This window comes from uncultured Amphritea sp., assembly GCF_937127095.1.
Taxonomy (GTDB): Bacteria; Pseudomonadota; Gammaproteobacteria; order Pseudomonadales; family Balneatricaceae; genus Amphritea.
The window spans coordinates 1-19,199 of record NZ_CAKZLP010000064.1; the positions used below are offsets into that span (position 1 = coordinate 1).

Annotated in this window: 14 protein-coding genes; 1 reads left to right on the plus strand and 13 read right to left on the minus strand. The window is 50.1% G+C overall.

What is annotated here, in order from left to right; all coding sequences use genetic code 11:
- The 11 genes from Q0499_RS16120 to pilM form a co-directional block, all read right to left on the minus strand.
- A partial coding sequence (locus Q0499_RS16120) for a uroporphyrinogen decarboxylase family protein (RefSeq protein WP_299201227.1) occupies nucleotides 1–146 on the minus strand: 146 nt, incomplete at its 3' end.
- Between the two features lie 145 nt (nucleotides 147–291).
- A complete protein-coding gene (locus Q0499_RS16125; protein ID WP_299201188.1) occupies nucleotides 292–1,713 on the minus strand; it encodes an FAD-dependent oxidoreductase in 1,422 nt (473 codons plus the stop codon).
- A 72-nt stretch (nucleotides 1,714–1,785) separates the two neighbouring features.
- Nucleotides 1,786–6,240, minus strand: a complete 4,455-nt coding sequence (gene gltB, locus Q0499_RS16130) for a glutamate synthase large subunit (protein WP_299201191.1) — start codon at nucleotides 6,238–6,240, stop codon at nucleotides 1,786–1,788.
- A gap of 174 nt (nucleotides 6,241–6,414) precedes the next feature.
- Nucleotides 6,415–8,052, minus strand: coding sequence for an AAA family ATPase (locus Q0499_RS16135; RefSeq protein ID WP_299201193.1), 1,638 nt, complete (start codon nucleotides 8,050–8,052; stop codon nucleotides 6,415–6,417).
- Between the two features lie 12 nt (nucleotides 8,053–8,064).
- The gene (gene aroB / locus Q0499_RS16140) at nucleotides 8,065–9,141 is read right to left on the minus strand and encodes a 3-dehydroquinate synthase (protein WP_299201197.1); all 1,077 of its coding nucleotides are present in this window, start codon (nucleotides 9,139–9,141) and stop codon (nucleotides 8,065–8,067) included.
- A 13-nt stretch (nucleotides 9,142–9,154) separates the two neighbouring features.
- Nucleotides 9,155–9,673: a shikimate kinase AroK gene (aroK, locus tag Q0499_RS16145; protein ID WP_299201200.1), complete on the minus strand. Its 519-nt coding sequence runs from the start codon at nucleotides 9,671–9,673 to the stop codon at nucleotides 9,155–9,157.
- A gap of 10 nt (nucleotides 9,674–9,683) precedes the next feature.
- Nucleotides 9,684–11,774 carry a type IV pilus secretin PilQ gene (pilQ, locus tag Q0499_RS16150; protein ID WP_299201203.1) on the minus strand — a complete coding sequence of 697 codons (2,091 nt, stop codon included), beginning with the start codon at nucleotides 11,772–11,774 and terminating at the stop codon, nucleotides 9,684–9,686.
- A 20-nt stretch (nucleotides 11,775–11,794) separates the two neighbouring features.
- Complete coding sequence (locus Q0499_RS16155; protein WP_299201207.1) at nucleotides 11,795–12,349, minus strand: pilus assembly protein PilP; 555 nt, start codon at nucleotides 12,347–12,349, stop codon at nucleotides 11,795–11,797.
- Nucleotides 12,333–12,935, minus strand: coding sequence for a type 4a pilus biogenesis protein PilO (gene pilO, locus Q0499_RS16160; protein ID WP_299201210.1), 603 nt, complete (start codon nucleotides 12,933–12,935; stop codon nucleotides 12,333–12,335). The genes Q0499_RS16155 and pilO overlap by 17 nt, the downstream gene beginning before the upstream one ends.
- A gap of 1 nt (nucleotide 12,936) precedes the next feature.
- Nucleotides 12,937–13,485 carry a PilN domain-containing protein gene (locus Q0499_RS16165; protein WP_299201213.1) on the minus strand — a complete coding sequence of 183 codons (549 nt, stop codon included), beginning with the start codon at nucleotides 13,483–13,485 and terminating at the stop codon, nucleotides 12,937–12,939.
- A 5-nt stretch (nucleotides 13,486–13,490) separates the two neighbouring features.
- Nucleotides 13,491–14,552 (minus strand): type IV pilus assembly protein PilM, encoded by a 1,062-nt coding sequence (gene pilM, locus Q0499_RS16170; protein ID WP_299201216.1) that lies wholly within the window; start codon nucleotides 14,550–14,552, stop codon nucleotides 13,491–13,493.
- Between the two features lie 153 nt (nucleotides 14,553–14,705).
- Here pilM and Q0499_RS16175 point away from each other — a divergent pair, with 153 nt between their 5' ends.
- Nucleotides 14,706–17,222, plus strand: coding sequence for a penicillin-binding protein 1A (locus Q0499_RS16175; protein ID WP_299201219.1), 2,517 nt, complete (start codon nucleotides 14,706–14,708; stop codon nucleotides 17,220–17,222).
- 93 nt (nucleotides 17,223–17,315) lie between these two features.
- On the opposite strand, the gene Q0499_RS16180 is transcribed toward Q0499_RS16175, so the two are convergent.
- Nucleotides 17,316–18,587: a malic enzyme-like NAD(P)-binding protein gene (locus Q0499_RS16180; RefSeq protein ID WP_299201222.1), complete on the minus strand. Its 1,272-nt coding sequence runs from the start codon at nucleotides 18,585–18,587 to the stop codon at nucleotides 17,316–17,318.
- A 281-nt stretch (nucleotides 18,588–18,868) separates the two neighbouring features.
- Nucleotides 18,869–19,084: a 50S ribosomal protein L31 gene (rpmE, locus tag Q0499_RS16185; protein WP_299201224.1), complete on the minus strand. Its 216-nt coding sequence runs from the start codon at nucleotides 19,082–19,084 to the stop codon at nucleotides 18,869–18,871.
- Between the last annotated feature and the right edge of the window lie 115 nt (nucleotides 19,085–19,199).

Genomic DNA, 19,199 nt, shown 5'->3' on the forward strand with positions numbered 1-19,199 from the left:
AGGCTCATGAAATCGCCTGCCTGGGCGCGGGTGGCGCGATATTCAGGCAGATAACGGCCCGCCTGACGCATCATCCATACCGGTGTCACATCAACGGGCTCGCGCATCAGCGCGCGCAGAAAACGATCATTCTTCAGTTCAGCCATTGCTTTTTCTCGATTCAGATTTAAAACAGGGGGCATTTTACAGGTTTTTGCAGGCGGGAGCGAACAACTGGCGCATCTTATCTGCGCCAAATCCCGGCGATAAAAAAAGGCCGCCCGGGGCGACCTTTTCCTGACAGGCTAAGGTTTACACTTTAAGGTAATCCAGAATGCCTTCAGCCGCCTTGCGGCCCTCATCAATAGCCGTCACCACTAGGTCAGAACCTCGCACCATATCACCACCGGCAAAGATCTTTTCATTGCTGGTCTGGAAGGCAAACGCGGCTTCTGCTGAAGTTTTGATCCGGCCATCCTGTTCCAGGTCGATACCAAAATCGGCAAACCACGGAGACGGGCTCGGACGGAAACCAAACGCCACCAGCACCGCATCAGCAGGCAATACCTCTTCACTGCCAGCCACGACTTCCGGACGACGACGACCATTCTCATCGGGCTCACCCATCTGCGTGGTCACAACCTTAACACCTGTCACTCTGCCTGCATCACCGACAACCTCGACAGGCTGACGGTTGAACATGAACTGCACACCCTCTTCACGGGCATTTTCAACTTCACGCTTAGAGCCGGGCATGTTCGCTTCATCACGACGATAAGCGCAGGTTACGCTGGTAGCGCCCTGACGAATAGAGGTGCGGTTGCAGTCCATCGCGGTATCACCACCACCCAGAACAACAACATTTTTACCCTCTACGCCGATATAGTCGGCGATATCTTTTTCATAGCCCAGACAGCGGTTGACGTTAGAGATCAGGAACGGCAGTGCGTCATGCACCCCCTGAAGCTCTTCGCCCGGGAAGCCGCCCTTCATATAGGTGTAGGTTCCCATACCCAGGAAAACCGCATCGAAGCCATCGATCAGCTCCTGCATCTGGATATCTTTACCGACTTCAGTATTGAGACGGAACTCAATGCCCATATCGGTGAATATTTCACGACGACGCACCATCACGTCTTTATCCAGCTTAAACTCAGGAATACCAAAGGTTAGCAGGCCACCAATTTCGGGGTGACGATCAAATACCACTGGTTTAACGCCATTGCGCACCAGAATATCTGCCGCCGCCAGTCCTGCAGGACCCGCACCGATAACAGCCACTTTTTTATCCGTAAGCGGAACCTTACTCATATCCGGACGCCAGCCCATCGCAAAGGCGGTATCGGTAATATATTTCTCCACCGAACCGATGGTCACTGCACCAAACTCATCATTCAGCGTACAGGCACCTTCACACAGACGGTCCTGAGGGCAGACACGGCCACACACTTCCGGCAATGAGTTAGTCTGATGACTCAGCTCAGCGGCCTCAATGATATTGCCTTCAGACACCAGCTTGAGCCAGTTCGGAATATAGTTGTGTACCGGACACTTCCATTCACAATACGGATTGCCGCACTCAAGACAGCGGTGCGCCTGTTCAGACGCATCCTCAGACTTAAACGGCTCATAGATCTCAGCAAACTCTTTTTTACGGATATCCGCTTCAATCTTACCTGGTCCCTGACGCTCTACTTCCAGAAACTGAAAATCATTCTTCAGACGTTCAGACATTCCCCACCCCGCCTAATGGTGTCTGCCCGCAGGCAGACACAGCTTTTACTAAACACCTGTTCGATGAACCCATCACTCCGGACGCGAGCGCATATCAGTCAGCAGCGCCCCCAGACTTGCAGCCTTTGGCTTAACCAGCCAGAACCGACCAATATAGTCATCGAAGTTTTCAACAATTTCCTGACCCCATGCACTGCCGGTCTCTTTAACAAAACCAATAATCACAGAGCGCAGGTGGTTTTTGTACTCTTCCATATGCTGAGGAGCGACCCGATGGATATCCACCAGCTCATGGTTGTACTTATCCACAAAGGTGTTTTCCATATCCAGTACGTAAGCGAAGCCGCCCGTCATACCTGCACCGAAGTTATAGCCGGTCTGACCCAGTACGGTAATCAGTCCACCGGTCATATACTCACAGCAGTGATCGCCCGCACCTTCGATGACCGCATGACAACCGGAGTTACGTACGGCAAAGCGCTCACCGGCACAGCCTGCAGCATATAGCTTGCCGCCGGTTGCACCATAGAGACAGGTGTTACCAATAATCGCAGTATCGTTACTCGCGTAGGTAACCACATCCGGCTGATTGATAACAATCTTACCGCCGGCCATACCTTTACCGACGTAGTCGTTCGCATCACCTTCCAGGTAAAGCTCCTGGCCACCAGCGTTCCAGACACCGAAGCTCTGTCCCGCATGACCACTGAAGTTGAAACGAACCGGCGCATCTGACATCCCCAAATTACCATGTACTTTGGCGATGGCACCGGATGTCCGGGCTCCGACTGAACGGTCACAGTTGGTAATCGGCAGATCAAACACACCACCCGATTTATCACTGATCGCCTGCTTAGCCAGTTCCAGCATCCGGGTATTAAGTTTACCGGTATCGTAGGGATCGTTATGGCCAACCTGACAGGTCTGAGGATATTCCGCCGGAATACCTGCATCTGAGATCAGCGGTGCAAGGTTCAGCTTGGCGTGCTTCGCAGTGGTACCTTCCAGAAGCTCCAGCAGATCAACCCGGCCCACCAGCTCTTCCATCGTTTTCACACCGACGGTTGCCATCCACTGACGAGTCTCTTCAGCGACAAAGCGGAAGTAGTTTTTAACCATCTCTACGGTGCCACGGTAATACTTATCGCGCAGCTCATCGTTCTGAGTAGCAACACCGGTCGCGCAGTTATTCAGGTGACAGATACGCAGGTATTTACAGCCCACCGCCACCATCGGCATAGTACCGAAACCAAAGCTTTCCGCTCCCAGAATGGCCGCTTTAACCACATCCAGACCGGTTTTCAGACCACCATCGGTCTGCAGACGAATCTTGCCACGCAGGTGGTTGCCGCGCAGTGACTGATGCGCATCAGCCAGACCAAGTTCCCATGGAGAACCGGCATAATGCACCGAGGTCAGCGGGCTTGCTGCGGTGCCACCATCATAACCGGAAATGGTAATCAGGTCGGCATAGGCCTTGGCAACACCACAGGCGATAGTACCGACACCCGGACGGGACACCAGCTTCACTGACACCAGACCTTCAGGGTTAACCTGTTTCAGGTCGAAAATCAGCTGTGCCAGATCCTCAATCGAATAGATATCATGGTGCGGCGGTGGCGAGATCAGGGTAACACCTGGTACCGAGTAACGCAGTCGCGCAATCAGGCTGTTAACCTTACCGCCCGGCAACTGACCACCCTCACCCGGTTTCGCGCCCTGAGCCACCTTGATCTGCATAACATCCGCATTGATCAAATATTCAGGGGTTACACCAAAGCGACCGGAAGCCACCTGTTTAATTTTAGAGCGTTTATTGGTGCCGTGACGGGCAGGGTCTTCACCGCCCTCACCGGAGTTAGAACGGCCACCCAGCTCATTCATCGCCATCGCCAGACACTCATGTGCCTCCGGCGACAGAGCACCCAGCGACATCGCTGCCGAATCGAAACGTGGGAAAAGATTCTCTACCGGCTCAACTTCGCTTAAAGGAATCGGCTTAACATCTTTTCTCAGCCCCATCAGATCGCGAATAGTGGCGACGCCACGTTTATTCACTAGATCTGCATAGGTCTGATAATCATCGGGATCACCACTGCGCACAGCGGTATGAATTGAGCTGATAACATCCGGGTTATACGCATGGTATTCACCCCCATGCACATACTTAAGCAAACCACCCTGCTGGATCTTCTTACGTGCAACCCAGGCCTCTTCAGACAGCGCTTGCTGGTCCTTCTGGAAATCACTGAAGTCAGCACCTTCAATACGGCTGGAAACACCCGGGAAACAGAGATCAACCACTTCAGAGTTGATACCCACCGCTTCAAACAGCTGCGCACCCCGGTATGAAGCCACAGTAGAGATCCCCATCTTCGAGAGGATCTTCATCAGGCCTTTCTTAATACCTTTTCGATAGTTCTCATGGCTATCGAGCCAGTTCATCTGCATTTCGCCGGTAGCACACAGATCCGTCAGCACGCGGTAGGCCAGGTATGGATAAACGGCTGTAGCACCAAAACCAAACAGCACCGCAAACTGATGCGGATCGCGAACCGTACCCGACTCAACAACGATGTTGGCATCAGCACGTAAACGGGTATTGATCAGGCGGTGATGCACCGCACCGGTCGCCATCGCCGCATGGATCGGCAGTCGCCCCTGTGCAATCGCAAAATCAGACAGAATAATGATAACTTTGCCGGAACGTACCAGCTGTTCAGCCTGGTCCGCAACCGACTCAATCGCTTCCTTAAGACCCATAACTGCAGGATCATAATTCAGATCGATCTGGGCAACGCCGAAACCTTCAACGGTGTTGTTCTTCAGCCGCAGAAATTTACTGGCCGACAACACTGGCGAGGTGAGGATAACCCGGCGGGCATGCTCGGGAGTCTCTTCAAATACGTTACGTTCGGCACCGATACAGGTTTCCAGCGACATAACAATCGCTTCACGCAGCGGGTCGATTGGTGGATTGGTCACCTGTGCGAACTGCTGTCGGAAATAGTCGAAGACTGAACGGACTTTTGATGACAACACCGCCATCGGCTTATCGTCGCCCATAGAACCGACCGCTTCCATCCCGGTTTCACCCAGAGGACGCAATACCTGATCACGCTCCTCATAGGTCACCTGGAACATCTTCATATGAGCTTTAACCTCTTCCGGGGTCATCTCACAGAAAGACTGGGACTCTTCAGTCAGGTTCATGGTCTGCTCTAATGGCAGTGCATTCTCACGCATCCATTTTTTGTAGGGTTGCGCTTTCTTGAGGCGGTCATCCACATCAGCGGTATGCAGTATTTCCCCGGTCTGGGTATCGATAGAGAGAATCTGACCCGGCCCGACACGGCCCTGAGAGACGACATCTTCAGGCTTGTAGTCAAATACACCGATCTCAGATGCAGTACAGATCAGACCATCTTTAGTCATAACCCAACGGGACGGACGCAAACCATTTCGGTCCAGCATACAGACTGCGAAGCGACCATCGGTCATAACCATACCGGCGGGGCCATCCCAGGGTTCCATATGCATAGAGTTGTAATCATAGAAGGCGCGCAGATCCGCATCCATAGTATCTACGTTCTGCCAGGCAGGCGGCACAATCATGCGCGCCGCTCGATACAGGTTCATGCCTCCGATCAGCAGAAACTCCAGCATGTTATCCATACTGGAGGAGTCCGAACCGGTGGTATTAACGATCGGCAGAAGCTCATCAACATTTGGCAACATCTCGGTCGCAAACTTGCTGGAACGTGCCCGGGACCAGTTGCGGTTACCTTCAATGGTGTTGATCTCACCATTGTGCGCCAGTAAGCGAAATGGCTGAGCCAGCGGCCAGCGCGGTGCAGTATTGGTCGAAAAGCGCTGATGATAGGTACAAATCGCGGTTTCCAGACGTTCATCACTGAGGTCCTGATAGAACACCGGCAGATCCACCGGCATTGTCAGCCCCTTATAGGAGATAACTTTGTCTGACAGGCTGCAGATATAAAAATCACCATCTGTGCTCAGCGCAATTTCAGCCTTACGACGTGCAGTATAGAGGCTGACCGCGAACTCACGATCGGCTTTATCTGTTGTGACAAAAACCTGCTCAATCTGCGGCAGTGTGTCCTTGGCAATCGGCCCAAGACAACTCGGATCGGTCGGAACTACCCGCCAACCTGCAATATTCAGCCCCTGCGCCTGCAGCGCATTATTCAATGTTTCACGCGCAGTGGCAGCCAGGGCTGGCTCTTTTGACAGGAAGACCATGCCGACGGCATAGTTATCGCTCAGCTCAACCCCCAGGTCGCTTTTTGCAGCCAAACGCAGAAATGCATCTGGCTTCTGCATCAGCAATCCACAGCCATCTCCGGTTTTGCCGTCAGCCGCGATCCCACCACGGTGGGTCATACATGCAAGTGCTTCAATCGCCTTCAACAAAACATTGTGGCTTGGTTCACCTTGCATGTGGGCCATCAGGCCAAAACCACAGTTGTCTTTGAACTCACCAGGGCGATACAGACCTATGCTCATAAACGAATCCCACCAAAAAGTTCTTAATTATCAATACAATAAAGTCGCCAAATTCCAGCCACAGTTGTGCATGCAGGGAAAAAGGGACAGGTATTTTACACAGCGAGGGTAGGAAGGACAAATTATAAGCAAAACAGAAGAATTTTTTGTTTGCTAAGGCAATACAAAGAAATACTATTTTCTGGTTGCTATATCCGCCTGAATCCCCTGAATAGTCCTCGCCCAGGGCTTCAGCTTAGCAAGCGCTGAAGGTAATGACGCACTGGCGGCTTGAGCCGCATCCCGGTCTTTATATTGTCCATAGACTACCACATACCAGGGTTTATTCTTGTAGCGGGTCTCAAACATATAAAACTTCTGGGGCTCTGCCTGAGCATCGATAAACTGCTCGGCACTGGTTTTCATGCCAGCACCCAGCATCTGCAGGGTATATCCTCTGGCAGGCCAGCGCATCAGGCTTTGCTCAGCCTCAGTCAATCGGCTTTCAAGCGTCACAGTCGATGCAACGGGTACTTTCTTCTCAACCGGTTCAGCCTTTGTCACTATAACCGGTTTAGGCTGGGTAGCAACAGAGGTAACGACTGTTTTCGGAGCAGCACTGTCAATTTTTTTAACTGGCGACTCAACCACAACCGCTTCGTTACTCTCAGGCTGCATCGTCGCTTGGGAGGTTACAGCCTCATCGACCGCTTGCTTTACTTCGACATGAACAACCTCATCCAGCCCGGAAACAACCGGAGTGTTGACAGCAACCGATACATTCTCATCAGGCATCCCCGCCGGCGCTGTATCCATCGACGGAGGCAAGGTGTCTGCAGATAACGCCTCTGCTATGCCCCTTGGTACCTGCTCTAATTTAAGCTCAGGTACCGGAGCTGAACCTTCCCCGCTTGTAATCACCGGTGCAGCCTCAATCGGCACCTGAATCTGCACCTGTGTGCGGCTATTACCGTCGTCACTCTCAGGCCAGTATTGCCATAATCCGACGACCAGTACAAGCAGCAGAACCCCCGCTATACTGGCATAATGAACCCGGGTAAAACCTGAAATTTCACTGGTTTTATTGACTGTACCTGAGCGAAACAGCAACTCAATCTGCTGGTTAAGACGTCCGGGATATCCACCTGCAGCATCGTAGACAGCCTGTAGCTGCTTCTCTGTCAGAGACGCTGCGGCACTGTAGCGCTGCAACAGATAATTTTTAGCTTCGGCATAGGTAAACGCTTCGAGGATTAGTTGGTGCACCTGAGACTCTAACAAGTCGTACTCATCAAACGACTCTAACCGCGCCTGAAAGTCTTCCCCGGCGGCCATCAGCAGATGCGGCTTCACCGACAAGCCCTGCGCTTCACTGAGCATCTGCAATAATAACTGGATAACCGGATTTTCCAGCTGGTCCGCATTATCGATGATGATAACCCATTGAATATGATCAACAGCCATCACCTGAGCAAAGCTATATATAGCATTCAGCATCTGCTGATTATCAGCCTGAATATCGAGTTCAGGACTAAGCTGCTGACTCAGAGAGATCAGCAATCCGTTCAAATCACCGGCTTTGCTCCCATCAACCGCGCAGAGTCGCAGTGTACGGTCACTCTCAGCCGCCTGAAGCTTTTGAACCAACACCGATTTTCCCGCACCAGCAGGGCCTGTGACCAGCAACAGGAAATCGCTGAAGCGACTCAGATGCTCAAGTTTTTCCAGTAACTGCAACCGCGACGGCGGCTCAAAAAAGAAATTTTTCCGTTGTTCTGCATTGGCAAATGCATCGGCCAGAGCGTCAACACCACTTCCTTTAGACTCGACCATCTGCATGTCCTGTTATGATGTGAAGTGGGTTAAGGTTTGTTGCAACGCCAGAGGGTCAAACTGATCAGTCACCACAGCATCACCCAAAGCATGCAGCAAAATTAAGCGCAGCTGACCATCGATGACCTTTTTATCCACCGCCATCAGCGTCATAAAGTCTTCAGGAGTCATCCCCTCTGGGGCTTCAACCGGAAGGTTTGCGGCCTTCATTATTCGTACAACCCGTTGCACATCTTCGCTGCTGATCCAGCCAAGACGCTGCGAAAGATCGGCCGCCATAACAGTGCCAACAGCCACCGCCTCACCGTGAAGCCAGTTGCCATACCCCTGGCAAGACTCAATTGCATGCCCAAACGTATGCCCCAGATTCAATAACGCTCGTACGCCGGACTCTTTTTCATCCTGCGCCACTACTTCAGCTTTCAACTCACAGGAACGCTGAATCGCATAACTCAACAAAGCAGCATCACGGCCAACCAGGTCTGCCATATTCTCTTCCAGCCAGTCGAGAAAACCCAGGTCGTAGACCAGACCATATTTAATCACTTCTGCAAGGCCCGCAGATAACTCCCGACCGGGCAACGTTGCCAGCACATCAACACTGGCCAGAACGACCTGAGGCTGATGAAATGCACCGATCATATTCTTACCCAGAGGATGATTGACGCCGGTTTTACCTCCGACGGAGGAATCTACCTGAGAGAGCAGCGTTGTCGGAATCTGAATAAAGTTTACCCCGCGCTGATAACAGGCTGCGGCAAAGCCGGTCATATCACCAATAACACCGCCTCCCAGGGCGATCAGAGTTGTGGTTCGATTATGTCGGCACTGCAGTAAGCGGTCATAAACAGTATTCAGCTGCTCTAGTGTTTTATACTGCTCGCCATCCGGCAAAATGACCTCATCAACCTGCACCGAAGGCAATATAGCCTTCAGTTGGTCAAGATACAGCGGAGCAACGATTTCATTACTGACAATCAGAATCTGATTACCCTTGATATAGGGTGCCAGATTTTCTGTGCGGAACAGATCAGTTCCGATAAAGATAGGATATGAACGATCACCAAGATCTACATTCAGGGTTTGCATGGAGGGCTTATCTCTACTTAACAATTTGCTGTGCGCGAAGCTCCGCCATTATATCAGTAACCACCGCTTTCGGGTTACGCCGTTCAGTATCAATAACAACATCAGCCACTTGCAGATAAAGCGGATGACGCTGTTCCATTAGCGTATTTAACACAACTTCCGGATCAGGCGTTTGCAGTAGCGGTCGGTTTTTATCCCGTGCAGTACGCTCCAACTGCTGCGCAACAGATGCTTGTAGATAGACAACCGTGCCTCGTCCTTGCAGGTTTGAGCGGTTCTCCGGGCGCAATACAGCACCTCCGCCGGTGGCCAGCACCAGATTATCTTCAGCACTCAACAGGTCAATAACCGTCGATTCACGGTCGCGAAACCCTGATTCACCTTCAACATCAAAGATCCAGGGGATATCGGCACCCGCGCGTTCTTCTATAACTTTATCTGAATCGACAAATCTAAGTTTCAGCTCGTGAGAAAGAAGACGCCCTATGGTGCTTTTTCCAGCTCCCATAGGGCCAATTAAAAATATGTTCAATACAACAACCTTACTGAGCTGACAGAGACTCTCTTACCAGCTTAGGCGTAATAAAAATCAGCAATTCTGACTTAAGGTTTGATTCCGACTTATTCCGGAACAAAGCCCCCAGGACCGGGAGATCACCCAGCAGCGGAGTCTTATTGACGGTGTTACTCGTTTCATTTTCAAATACACCACCGAGAACGATTGTCTGCCCATCAGGAACAACCACTGAGGTTTCCAATAGGTTTTTGATAATACTAATATCTCCGTTGGACAGCGTTTCGCCTATTGAATCTTTCTTGATGACCAGATCCATTGCGATTCTGTCTCCGGGATTGATTCGAGGTGTTACCTCCAAAGAAAGCACTACATCTTTAAACTCGACACTAACATCACCGTCTTCAACTGTCTGATAAGGGATCTCTCTACCTGACTCAATTAGAGCAGCCTTACCATTAGTAGTAACAACCTTAGGCTGGGAAATCACCTCAATACGCCCATCAGACTCCAGCGCTGAAAGCTCAAGCTGCAGAAGTGCACTGTTAGATGCAAGCCCAATGGCAACTGAAGCAGGCGAGCTCACATTAGCCCCGAGGTCAACCATCAAACCACTGGGAACACCACCAGGGGAAGATACGCCAGCAATGGAACTACCAATGGAAATCGCATTACCTGACGAGTCTGAATCGCCATAACCCAGCCCCCACTTAATACCCAGATCTTTAGATACTGTTGTATTCGCCGTTACCAAACGCGCCTCAATCAATACCTGAGCAACCTCAGTATCAAAACGGCGCAGGGTTGAGCGAATCTCTTCAATCCGATTCGCGGTTTCACGCACCATCAGCACATTGGTTTCATCATCAGCGAGCAGAAAACCCCGCTCGGATACCAGTTTTGCTTCATTCAGACGGGACACCATATCCGATGCCTTTCTGAAGTCCACCTGGATAAATTCAGTACGCAATGGCGCCAGTTCTTCAACCTGCTTGCTGCTTTCCAGCTCCACCCGTTCACGCTCAGCGATCTCTTCTGCCGTCCCGATCAGTAGTACATTACCCATCTCACGCTTGTCGAGTTTATTGGTATTTAGAATCAGATCCAACGCCTGATCCCAGGGAACATTTTTCAGTCGCAGCGTGATATTACCACCGACATTATCACTAACGACCAGGTTCATCTCAGCCACTTCCGCCAGGATTTGCAGCACAGAACGTACCTCTACATTCTGAAAGTCCAGATCGATCCGCTCGCCAGTGTATGGAAAACGTGCTTCTTCAATTTTATCCAGCTCTTTCTGCGTGATTGGCTTCACATCCACAACCAGCTGGCTATTGGTCTGATAAACCATATAGTCGTATGGTTCTGCAGAAGGTTTAATCAGAATCGAAACATTTTCGCCACTCGCCATAGAATCTATAAACATGACCGGGGTAGCAAAATCCTGCACATCAATGCGGTTTTGCATACTGGGAGACAGATCTACCCCCAGAAGATTCACCACAACGTTATTACCCTCTTCTATGACATCAACACCCGCATGATCATCAGATAGCGAAACAACAACCCTGCCCGCACCCTCAGGCGTACGTTCAAAGTCAACACCTTTAACACGGGTTTTATCAGATACGACCGGTTTGGCCTTTGAGTCTGCAGCAACGGTTTTATTAACCTTGGTAGCCTCCTGCTTAGCCATGCCGCGGTCACCGACTGTCAGAAACAGACTGTTGCCATCGGCTCTGGTTTCAAAAGCAGAGGCTTCAAAAAGATCAACGACAACTCTTAGTCGACCGGCGACCTGAGCAAAGTTAATTTTATCAACATTGCCGCTCTCAACCGTTAGCAGACGGGTGTCCTGAGTATTCTCAACGCCCCACATATCCAGCACAACCCGGGCAGGACTATTAGTCATGTAGGACTTAGGCAGCGAAGGCGGTGCATCAAAATCGAAGCGTACCTCAAGCTTATTGTCAGGCAACGAAACGAAAGAAGATGCCATTAGTTTTGCATCAGCGGCTATCGCATTGAAAGCCAGCATCCACAACCCGATGACTATCCCCGCCATCTTAGCGAGTGCGGAGTAAGTCAGTTTACCCGCCTGAATATTCTTATTCACAGTATTCACCATCATCGTCATCAATCCATCACCACGCTACGGGGACGTCGCATCCAACCACCCCGGCCGTTTGTAACAATCTCAATAAGCTCAACATTATCACTGCTAACAGCAACTACTTCGCCGTAATCCAGCCCCATATAATCACCGACAGATATCCGGTGTACTTCTCCCTTCTTATCCTTGATCAGCGCCCAGCGCGAGCCATCTGCACTCATGTTGATACTGCCAACCATGGAAAGATTATCCAGCGAGAATGTTTCAAGGTAGGTCTTCTCACGATCAAGATCCGGCTTGATACCATTATCACCCTCAGCAGCAGCAACAACACCGCTACCGGTATCGAATGCAGCTATCGAAACTAACGGTTTAAAGGGAGTGCGCATGCTCGCCCCTTCATAGACAAAGCTATGATAGGGTTTAAATTCCGGCAGGGGCTCCACCTTAATAATCTTTTTCTGCTGCTCCTGCGCAACAAAACTACGCAGATCACTGACATCCTCAATCCAGACACAACCGCCCAGAAGAAAGGGAGTAAGAATCAGAAAACGCACAAGCTTACTTGGTATCATCATAGCGATAAGTCTTTGCACTAATTGTCATATCCAACTGCTCTCCAGCTGGATTTATACTGTAATCATGCAGGGTCACAATTCGCGGGATTGCCGCGACACCGCTGACAAACTGTCCCATCTGGTGATAGGTACCACTCACCTTGATGTTGATGGGCAGTTCAATAAAGATCTCATTTCTGATCTCCCCACCCAGCGAAATAGACTGAATATTAAGACCACTGGAGCGGCCTATCTCAGTAATATCCTCTAACAACCCCGGTACTTCTTTCTCTGTCGGCAACTGCTTAAGTAGCTCAGAAAAACGCCCTTGCACATCCTTCATCTGCTCACGCAGCTGGTCGAGACTGGCAACCTGCGTAGTTTTCGCCGAAACCTGCTCTTTAAGGCCGCTTTCCTGACTCACTTCCCGCACCAGATTCTTCTCTTTATCGGTTATGTAAAAATACACCCCCGCACCTACGACCAGAGAAAAAACCAGCAGATAGGTGATAGCTTTAACACCAATTGGCCAGTTACCCGCCATATTGAAGTCAAGATTATCAGCATCAAACCCTTTAAAGCTGTTCTTTAATGCATCCATCGCCATATCAGTTCACCTCTTCCAGCGAGGGTTTCAACACTGGCACAGTCAGGTTGAATTTCTTCATATTGCCATCATTCGCAACCGTAGACAGGTTTGGCTCACCAAACCAGATACTAGCGTAGATATGTCGCATCAGACTTGAAACATCATCACTTTTCTCAGCGCGTCCAGCCAGATTAATAGTGTCTCCACTCCGGCTCAGAGAAAGGTAGTGCACACCATCAGGCAGCACACGAACCATCTCATCGAAACTTCTGACGATTAGCGGACGCGTTCCCTGCAGCTCCTGAATAGCATTAAGACGAGCTATCAGTCGGGCGCGCTGCTGCCTTAACTCTTTAATATCGGCCAGCTGTTTATCCAGCTGAGCAATCTCACTGCGCAAGAAGTTGTTTCGCGTTTTCTGCCGATCTGTTTGCATATCGATATAAAAACCGACCAGGAAAACCACTACGGCGGCAAGAAAAGCAGCAGCTACCAGATTCACAACAAACTGTTTCTGCCTTTCAGCAGACAGTTCTTCGCGCCAGGCCCTTAAATTTATCTTTGCCATAGTCGCTACCCTTCAAAACTTCGTAACGCAAGACCACAGGCTTTTACCAGGGTTGGAGCATCCTGACTTAGCCGGCTTGCATTGATTTTCGAATCTAAATCCATCCCTACAAACGGATTAGCAACTTCAACGACCACCCCTACCTCCGCCTGCATCTGCTCTGCCAGCCCATCAATAGCGGCTGTGCCTCCCAGAATATAAAGCTTGCTCAGCTCATTATGCGGGCCTGATGAGTAGAAAAACTGCAATGACCGGGAAACCTGTTGAGAAACAGTGCTGCGAAAGGGCAAAACCACACTTTGCTTTAATTCATCAGAAAGTTCACCGCTGCGCAGCAGATGTTCGACCTCCCCTGCTTCCAGCCCTGACTGCTGATGAATTATGTTACTCAGATCATTACCGCCGAACGCCTGTTCACGGTCATATACGATCTTGCCGTTTTTGAATACGTTGAGAGTGAGGGTTGATGCACCGATATCGACCAGCCCGATAAGCTGATCGGTTGTGTCACCGTTTCTATCCAGCAATGAAACTACCCGTTCAGTGGCAAAGCGGTCTACATCCACCACTTCACACTTCAGGCCACTGCTGTTAATCGCATCCTCACGCATCTCAACATCATCACGACGACACGCGACGAGCAAAATATCGTTGAGCTCCGGACTACCCTCTGTCGGCCCAAGCACTTCAAAATCAAGGGCTATCTCGTTCAGGGGGTAGGGAATAAAGCGATCTGCTTCAAGCTTAATCTGTTCCTCAAGCTCAAAATCGGTGAACGCATTACTTAACTGCAGCGTCTTAGCAATTACAGCAGAAGAGGGCACTGCAGCAACACAGGTGGTAAGCCCGCCGCCACAAATTTTCAACCCCTTCTCAACAGCTTCAGATACCTGACCGATATCCTGAATACTGCTCTCTATAACAGCAGATGAAGGCAAAGGCACAATAGCGTATGAGTCAAGACGAAGTCCCTTCCCTCGCTTAGAAAGTGCCACCATTTTTATTGAAGAGGAGCCGATATCTATGCCGACCCATCCTTTTTCCTGTTTGCTAAGAAAGCTAAGCACAGTAAATTATCCTTAAAAAATCCCGCATAAACCGAGCGTAATTGACTCTAGCGCGGTTTCATCAAAAATTAAACCACTGTTTCACTAGTGGCTGACACTTTCTTACAGATATAATAAGTCGGCAACAAAAAACTTAACTTTAAATAACTTAACATGAAACTATTGACATCGTTACTAAAGATCGGCCTTAAACTCACCATACTGGGCTGTTTTATCGGCGGCCTGGCATTGGCCGCGGCGTATTTTTACTACGCTCCCAAGCTACCCGATGTCGAAACACTGCGAGACGTTCAGCTCCAGACCCCCCTGAGAATTTATTCAGAGGACGGCAAACTAATCTCGGAATTTGGCGAAAAGCGCCGTTCACCCATCAGTTTCAGCCAGATTCCGCAGAACTATATCAATGCGTTACTAGCAGCGGAAGACCGCAATTTCTTTGAGCATATCGGAATCGACATCAGAGGCCTTTTCCGGGCGGCCTTTCAATTAGCCAGTACAGGCCAGATTCAAAGTGGCGGCAGCACCATTACCATGCAGGTCGCAAAAAACTATTTCCTCACCAGAGAGCGCTCTTTCGATCGTAAATTCAATGAGATATTACTCTCACTTCGAATCGAACAGGAACTATCAAAAGAGGAAATTTTCGAACTCTACATCAACAAGATCTATCTGGGTCATCGTTCCTATGGCATTCAGGCAGCCGCCAACATTTACTACGGCAAGGACATCAACCAAATTAGCCTGGCTCAAACTGCCATGATTGCGGGCCTTCCCAAAGCCCCCTCCGCATACAATCCGATAACCAACCCCAGCCGCGCGCTGGAGCGCCGCAACTGGATACTCAAGCGGATGCATAGTCTCAGTTTTATTAATGATGAGGAGTATGAAACCGCCAAAAACGAACCAATTAGCGCAGAGTATCACGGCACACAGATTGAACTATATGCTCCATATGTCGCTGAAATGGTTCGCAATGAGCTATATCAATACTTTGATGAGAGTTTATACACAAACGGCTTCCGTGTTTACACCACACTCAACAGTGATATGCAGACAGCAGCTAACCAGGCTGTCGAAGCCGGCTTAATTGCTTATACCGAAAGACACGGTTACTTCGGCGCAGAAAAGCCTGCAGCAGTGACCCAGCTCACCGAAGAGAGCATCAAAGCCAGCCTCGATCAGCAACCTACTTTCGGATCATTACAACCCGCAATAGTCATCAGCACAGACAAACAACAAGCTGAGGTCTATATCAAAGATCACGGCCCGGCCACCCTCACATGGGAAAATATTCAATGGGCTCGCCTCTACAAAGGCCCGAACAGCCTTGGCAGCACTCCCACACAAGCTGCTAATATTTTCGCGCCCGGCGACCTGATAAGAGTTCGGGATACAGGCGAAAATAACTGGCATCTATCTCAAATCCCCAGAGTTCAGGGAGCGCTGACTGCGCTCTCCCCCAAAGATGGAGCATTGAAAGCACTGGTTGGCGGTTTCAACTTCAACCACAACAAATTCAACCGGGCAACACAGGCACGGCGCCAGCCAGGCTCTAACCTTAAACCTTTTATCTACGCGTCAGCACTGGAACAGGGCTACACCCCTGCCACCCTGATTAACGATGCACCCGTGGTATTCCACGACAGCAACCTGGAATCCAACTGGAGGCCGGAAAACTACAGCAAAAAGTTTTATGGTCCAACCCGCTTGCGAGAAGCGCTCTATAAATCCAGAAACCTCGTTTCAATTCGCATTCTTCGCTCAATCGGCATCGATACCGCAACAGAATTTTTAACCCGCTTCGGCTTCGATAAAGAGCGACTACCAGGCAACCTTTCTCTCTCTCTGGGAAGCGCTGACATGACCCCCCTTGAACTGGTAACCGGCTATGCCGGCCTGGCCAATCAGGGCTTCAAGGTCAGCCCATACTTTATCAGCCGAATCGAAGATGCTGAAGGCAACACCCTTTACCAGGCACAACCGATCACAGTGTGCCCTGAATGTCAGTACATCTCTGATAAATCAGCCCCGCCCTCTGACTTCAGGCGTGTAACCCCTGGCTCTGTCGAAGGCGATATGCCGACCATAACCGAAACACCCGCGACCAGCACAGAAGAGCCCGAACAAGAGAAACAGATCGACAATCAGTATAGCGGACAGCAGCTGACAAACCTGCCGATAGCAGAACGAATTATGCAGCCGCAAACCGCCTACATGATCTATAGCATTATGCAGGATGTTATCACCCGGGGTACCGGACGACGCGCTCTGGTACTTGAGCGCTCCGATCTGGCGGGAAAAACAGGCACCACCAACGACCAGAAAGACGCCTGGTTTTCAGGATTCAATAAAGATGTCGCGGCCACTGCATGGATTGGGTTCGACCAGCCATCCACCCTTGGCCGCAGCGAATTCGGCGGTACCGCAGCTCTGCCAATCTGGATTGAATTTATGGATGTAGCACTGGCCAACATCCCTGATCAGGCTGTCGCTAAGCCAGAGGGCATAGTCAGCATCAGAATCGACCCTAAAACAGGCCTGTTAGCCTACCCGGGACAGGAAGATGCCATGTTCGAAATATTCCCTGAAGCCAGCGTACCCACAGACACAGCACGCAACCCAGCACTGACCAACGCAACGGGCACAACACGGACTGAAGAGATTTTCTGAAGATCGATAAGCAGGGATTCAGAATTAAGAACCTGATCACAGATTTCAGGCATAAAAAAACCCGGCAACCGCCGGGTTTTTTTTCAGCACTGATTAACGATTAAGCAGCGCAGCAACTGTTGTCAGCGGGTAATGCGCTGGCAGTGGCAGACGAGCAACGCCAGAATCAATGGCCGCCTGAGCGACAGCCTGAGACACAACACCCAGCAGGCGTGAATCGGTTGGTTTAGGAATAATATACTGCGGACCAAACGCCAAAGCATCCAGCTCATATGCATCCAGAACGTCCTGAGGAACAGGCTCTTTAGCCAGATCCGCCAGCGCACGCACTGCAGCAGCCTTCATCTCTTCGTTGATCGCGCTTGCACGAACATCAAGAGCACCACGGAAGATGAATGGGAAGCCGAGTACGTTATTAACCTGGTTAGGATAATCTGAACGACCCGTCGCCATGATCACATCATTACGGATGGAGTGAGCCAGCTCTGGCTTGATTTCAGGATCAGGGTTAGCACAAGCGAACACGACAGGAGTCGGCGCCATTTTAGCCAGCTGTTCACCGCTCAGCAGATTTGGTCCTGACAGACCAACAAATACGTCAGCGCCCTCAATTGCATCATCCAGAGTGCGCTTATCAGTTACAGACGCAAACGCCGCTTTCTCAGGGGTCAGATTTTCACGACCGGAGTGGATAACACCGGTACGGTCGATCATGTAGATGTTTTCGACCTTGGCACCCATGTTAACCAGAAGCGTCATACAAGCATGCGCCGCAGCGCCAGCACCCAGACAAACGATCTGAGCATCTTCCAGCGTCTTACCAGCGATCTCCAGAGCGTTGATCATACCGGCAGCCGTTACGATAGCTGTACCGTGCTGATCATCATGGAAAACAGGGATGCTGCAACGCTCAATCAGTGCGCGTTCAACTTCGAAGCACTCCGGCGCCTTAATATCTTCCAGGTTGATGCCGCCAAAAGTATCAGCAATACGCGCAACCGTATCAATCAAAGCTTGCGGACTTTCAGAATCAACTTCAATGTCGACAGAATCGATTCCGGCAAACCGCTTAAACAGCAGCGCTTTACCTTCCATAACAGGCTTGGACGCCAGTGGACCCAGATCACCAAGACCCAGAATAGCAGTACCGTTAGTAATAACTGCGACAAGATTACCCTTAGCTGTATAGCGATATGCATCGTCAGGATTTGCAGCGATAGCACGTACAGGTTCTGCAACACCAGGACTGTAGGCCAGAGCCAGATCACGGGCAGACTCAGCAGAAGTAGTCAGTTCTACACTGATCTTACCCGGGCGAGGAAACTCGTGATAATCGAGTGCAGCTTGTTTCATATCTTCAGACATGGTCGCGGTTCCAACTTTAGTTATAAGAAATTCGGAGATCGAATCATATAGAAAAGACTCATGACGCTCAACTGACAAAATAGCTCATATCTCTGAATATTTCTCGATATTTGGTGTATTTTCTACTACTTTTGCGGGAGTACGCAGAATTTACATAAGAATTATCGATCAAATACAGTGAATCTGACCAGTTATACGACTCTTTTATATAAATCAGTCTAAATTGATCAGAAACAAAAAAGGCACCCCAAAGGGTGCCTTTTTTCACGATACGAAATCGTTTACTTAGTAATACCGCGTCCGCCGAAACGCTTGTTGAAGCGATCAACACGACCACCGGTAGTCGCATCTTTCTGCTTACCGGTATAAAACGGGTGGCACTGGCTGCAAACATCGATGTGAATATCTTTGCCAACAGTTGAACGTGTTTTAACAACATTGCCACAAGAGCAGCTTGCACTGATCTCTGAATATTCTGGATGGATATCTTTTTTCATCGGAAACCTCAGTTGTTTTGTATGCCGCCACCCGATCTCTTGCCGGGCACCGCATGCAGGCAATTAAGCCTATAGGATTAAGGCCGGGCATTATACGCACAGTTTTCACCCTCAG

What these genes read in the sequence shown, in the direction of transcription:
- Q0499_RS16125 (WP_299201188.1), bottom strand. Translation starts at nt 1,713, where the DNA reads ATGTCTGAACGTCTGAAGAATGATTTTCAGTTTCTGGAAGTAGAGCGT.
- gltB (WP_299201191.1), bottom strand. Translation starts at nt 6,240, where the DNA reads ATGAGCATAGGTCTGTATCGCCCTGGTGAGTTCAAAGACAACTGTGGT.
- Q0499_RS16135 (WP_299201193.1), bottom strand. Translation starts at nt 8,052, where the DNA reads ATGGTCGAGTCTAAAGGAAGTGGTGTTGACGCTCTGGCCGATGCATTT.
- aroB (WP_299201197.1), bottom strand. Translation starts at nt 9,141, where the DNA reads ATGCAAACCCTGAATGTAGATCTTGGTGATCGTTCATATCCTATCTTT.
- Q0499_RS16155 (WP_299201207.1), bottom strand. Translation starts at nt 12,349, where the DNA reads ATGATGATACCAAGTAAGCTTGTGCGTTTTCTGATTCTTACTCCCTTT.
- pilO (WP_299201210.1), bottom strand. Translation starts at nt 12,935, where the DNA reads ATGGCGATGGATGCATTAAAGAACAGCTTTAAAGGGTTTGATGCTGAT.
- Q0499_RS16165 (WP_299201213.1), bottom strand. Translation starts at nt 13,485, where the DNA reads ATGGCAAAGATAAATTTAAGGGCCTGGCGCGAAGAACTGTCTGCTGAA.
- Q0499_RS16175 (WP_299201219.1), top strand. Translation starts at nt 14,706, where the DNA reads ATGAAACTATTGACATCGTTACTAAAGATCGGCCTTAAACTCACCATA.
- Q0499_RS16180 (WP_299201222.1), bottom strand. Translation starts at nt 18,587, where the DNA reads ATGTCTGAAGATATGAAACAAGCTGCACTCGATTATCACGAGTTTCCT.
- rpmE (WP_299201224.1), bottom strand. Translation starts at nt 19,084, where the DNA reads ATGAAAAAAGATATCCATCCAGAATATTCAGAGATCAGTGCAAGCTGC.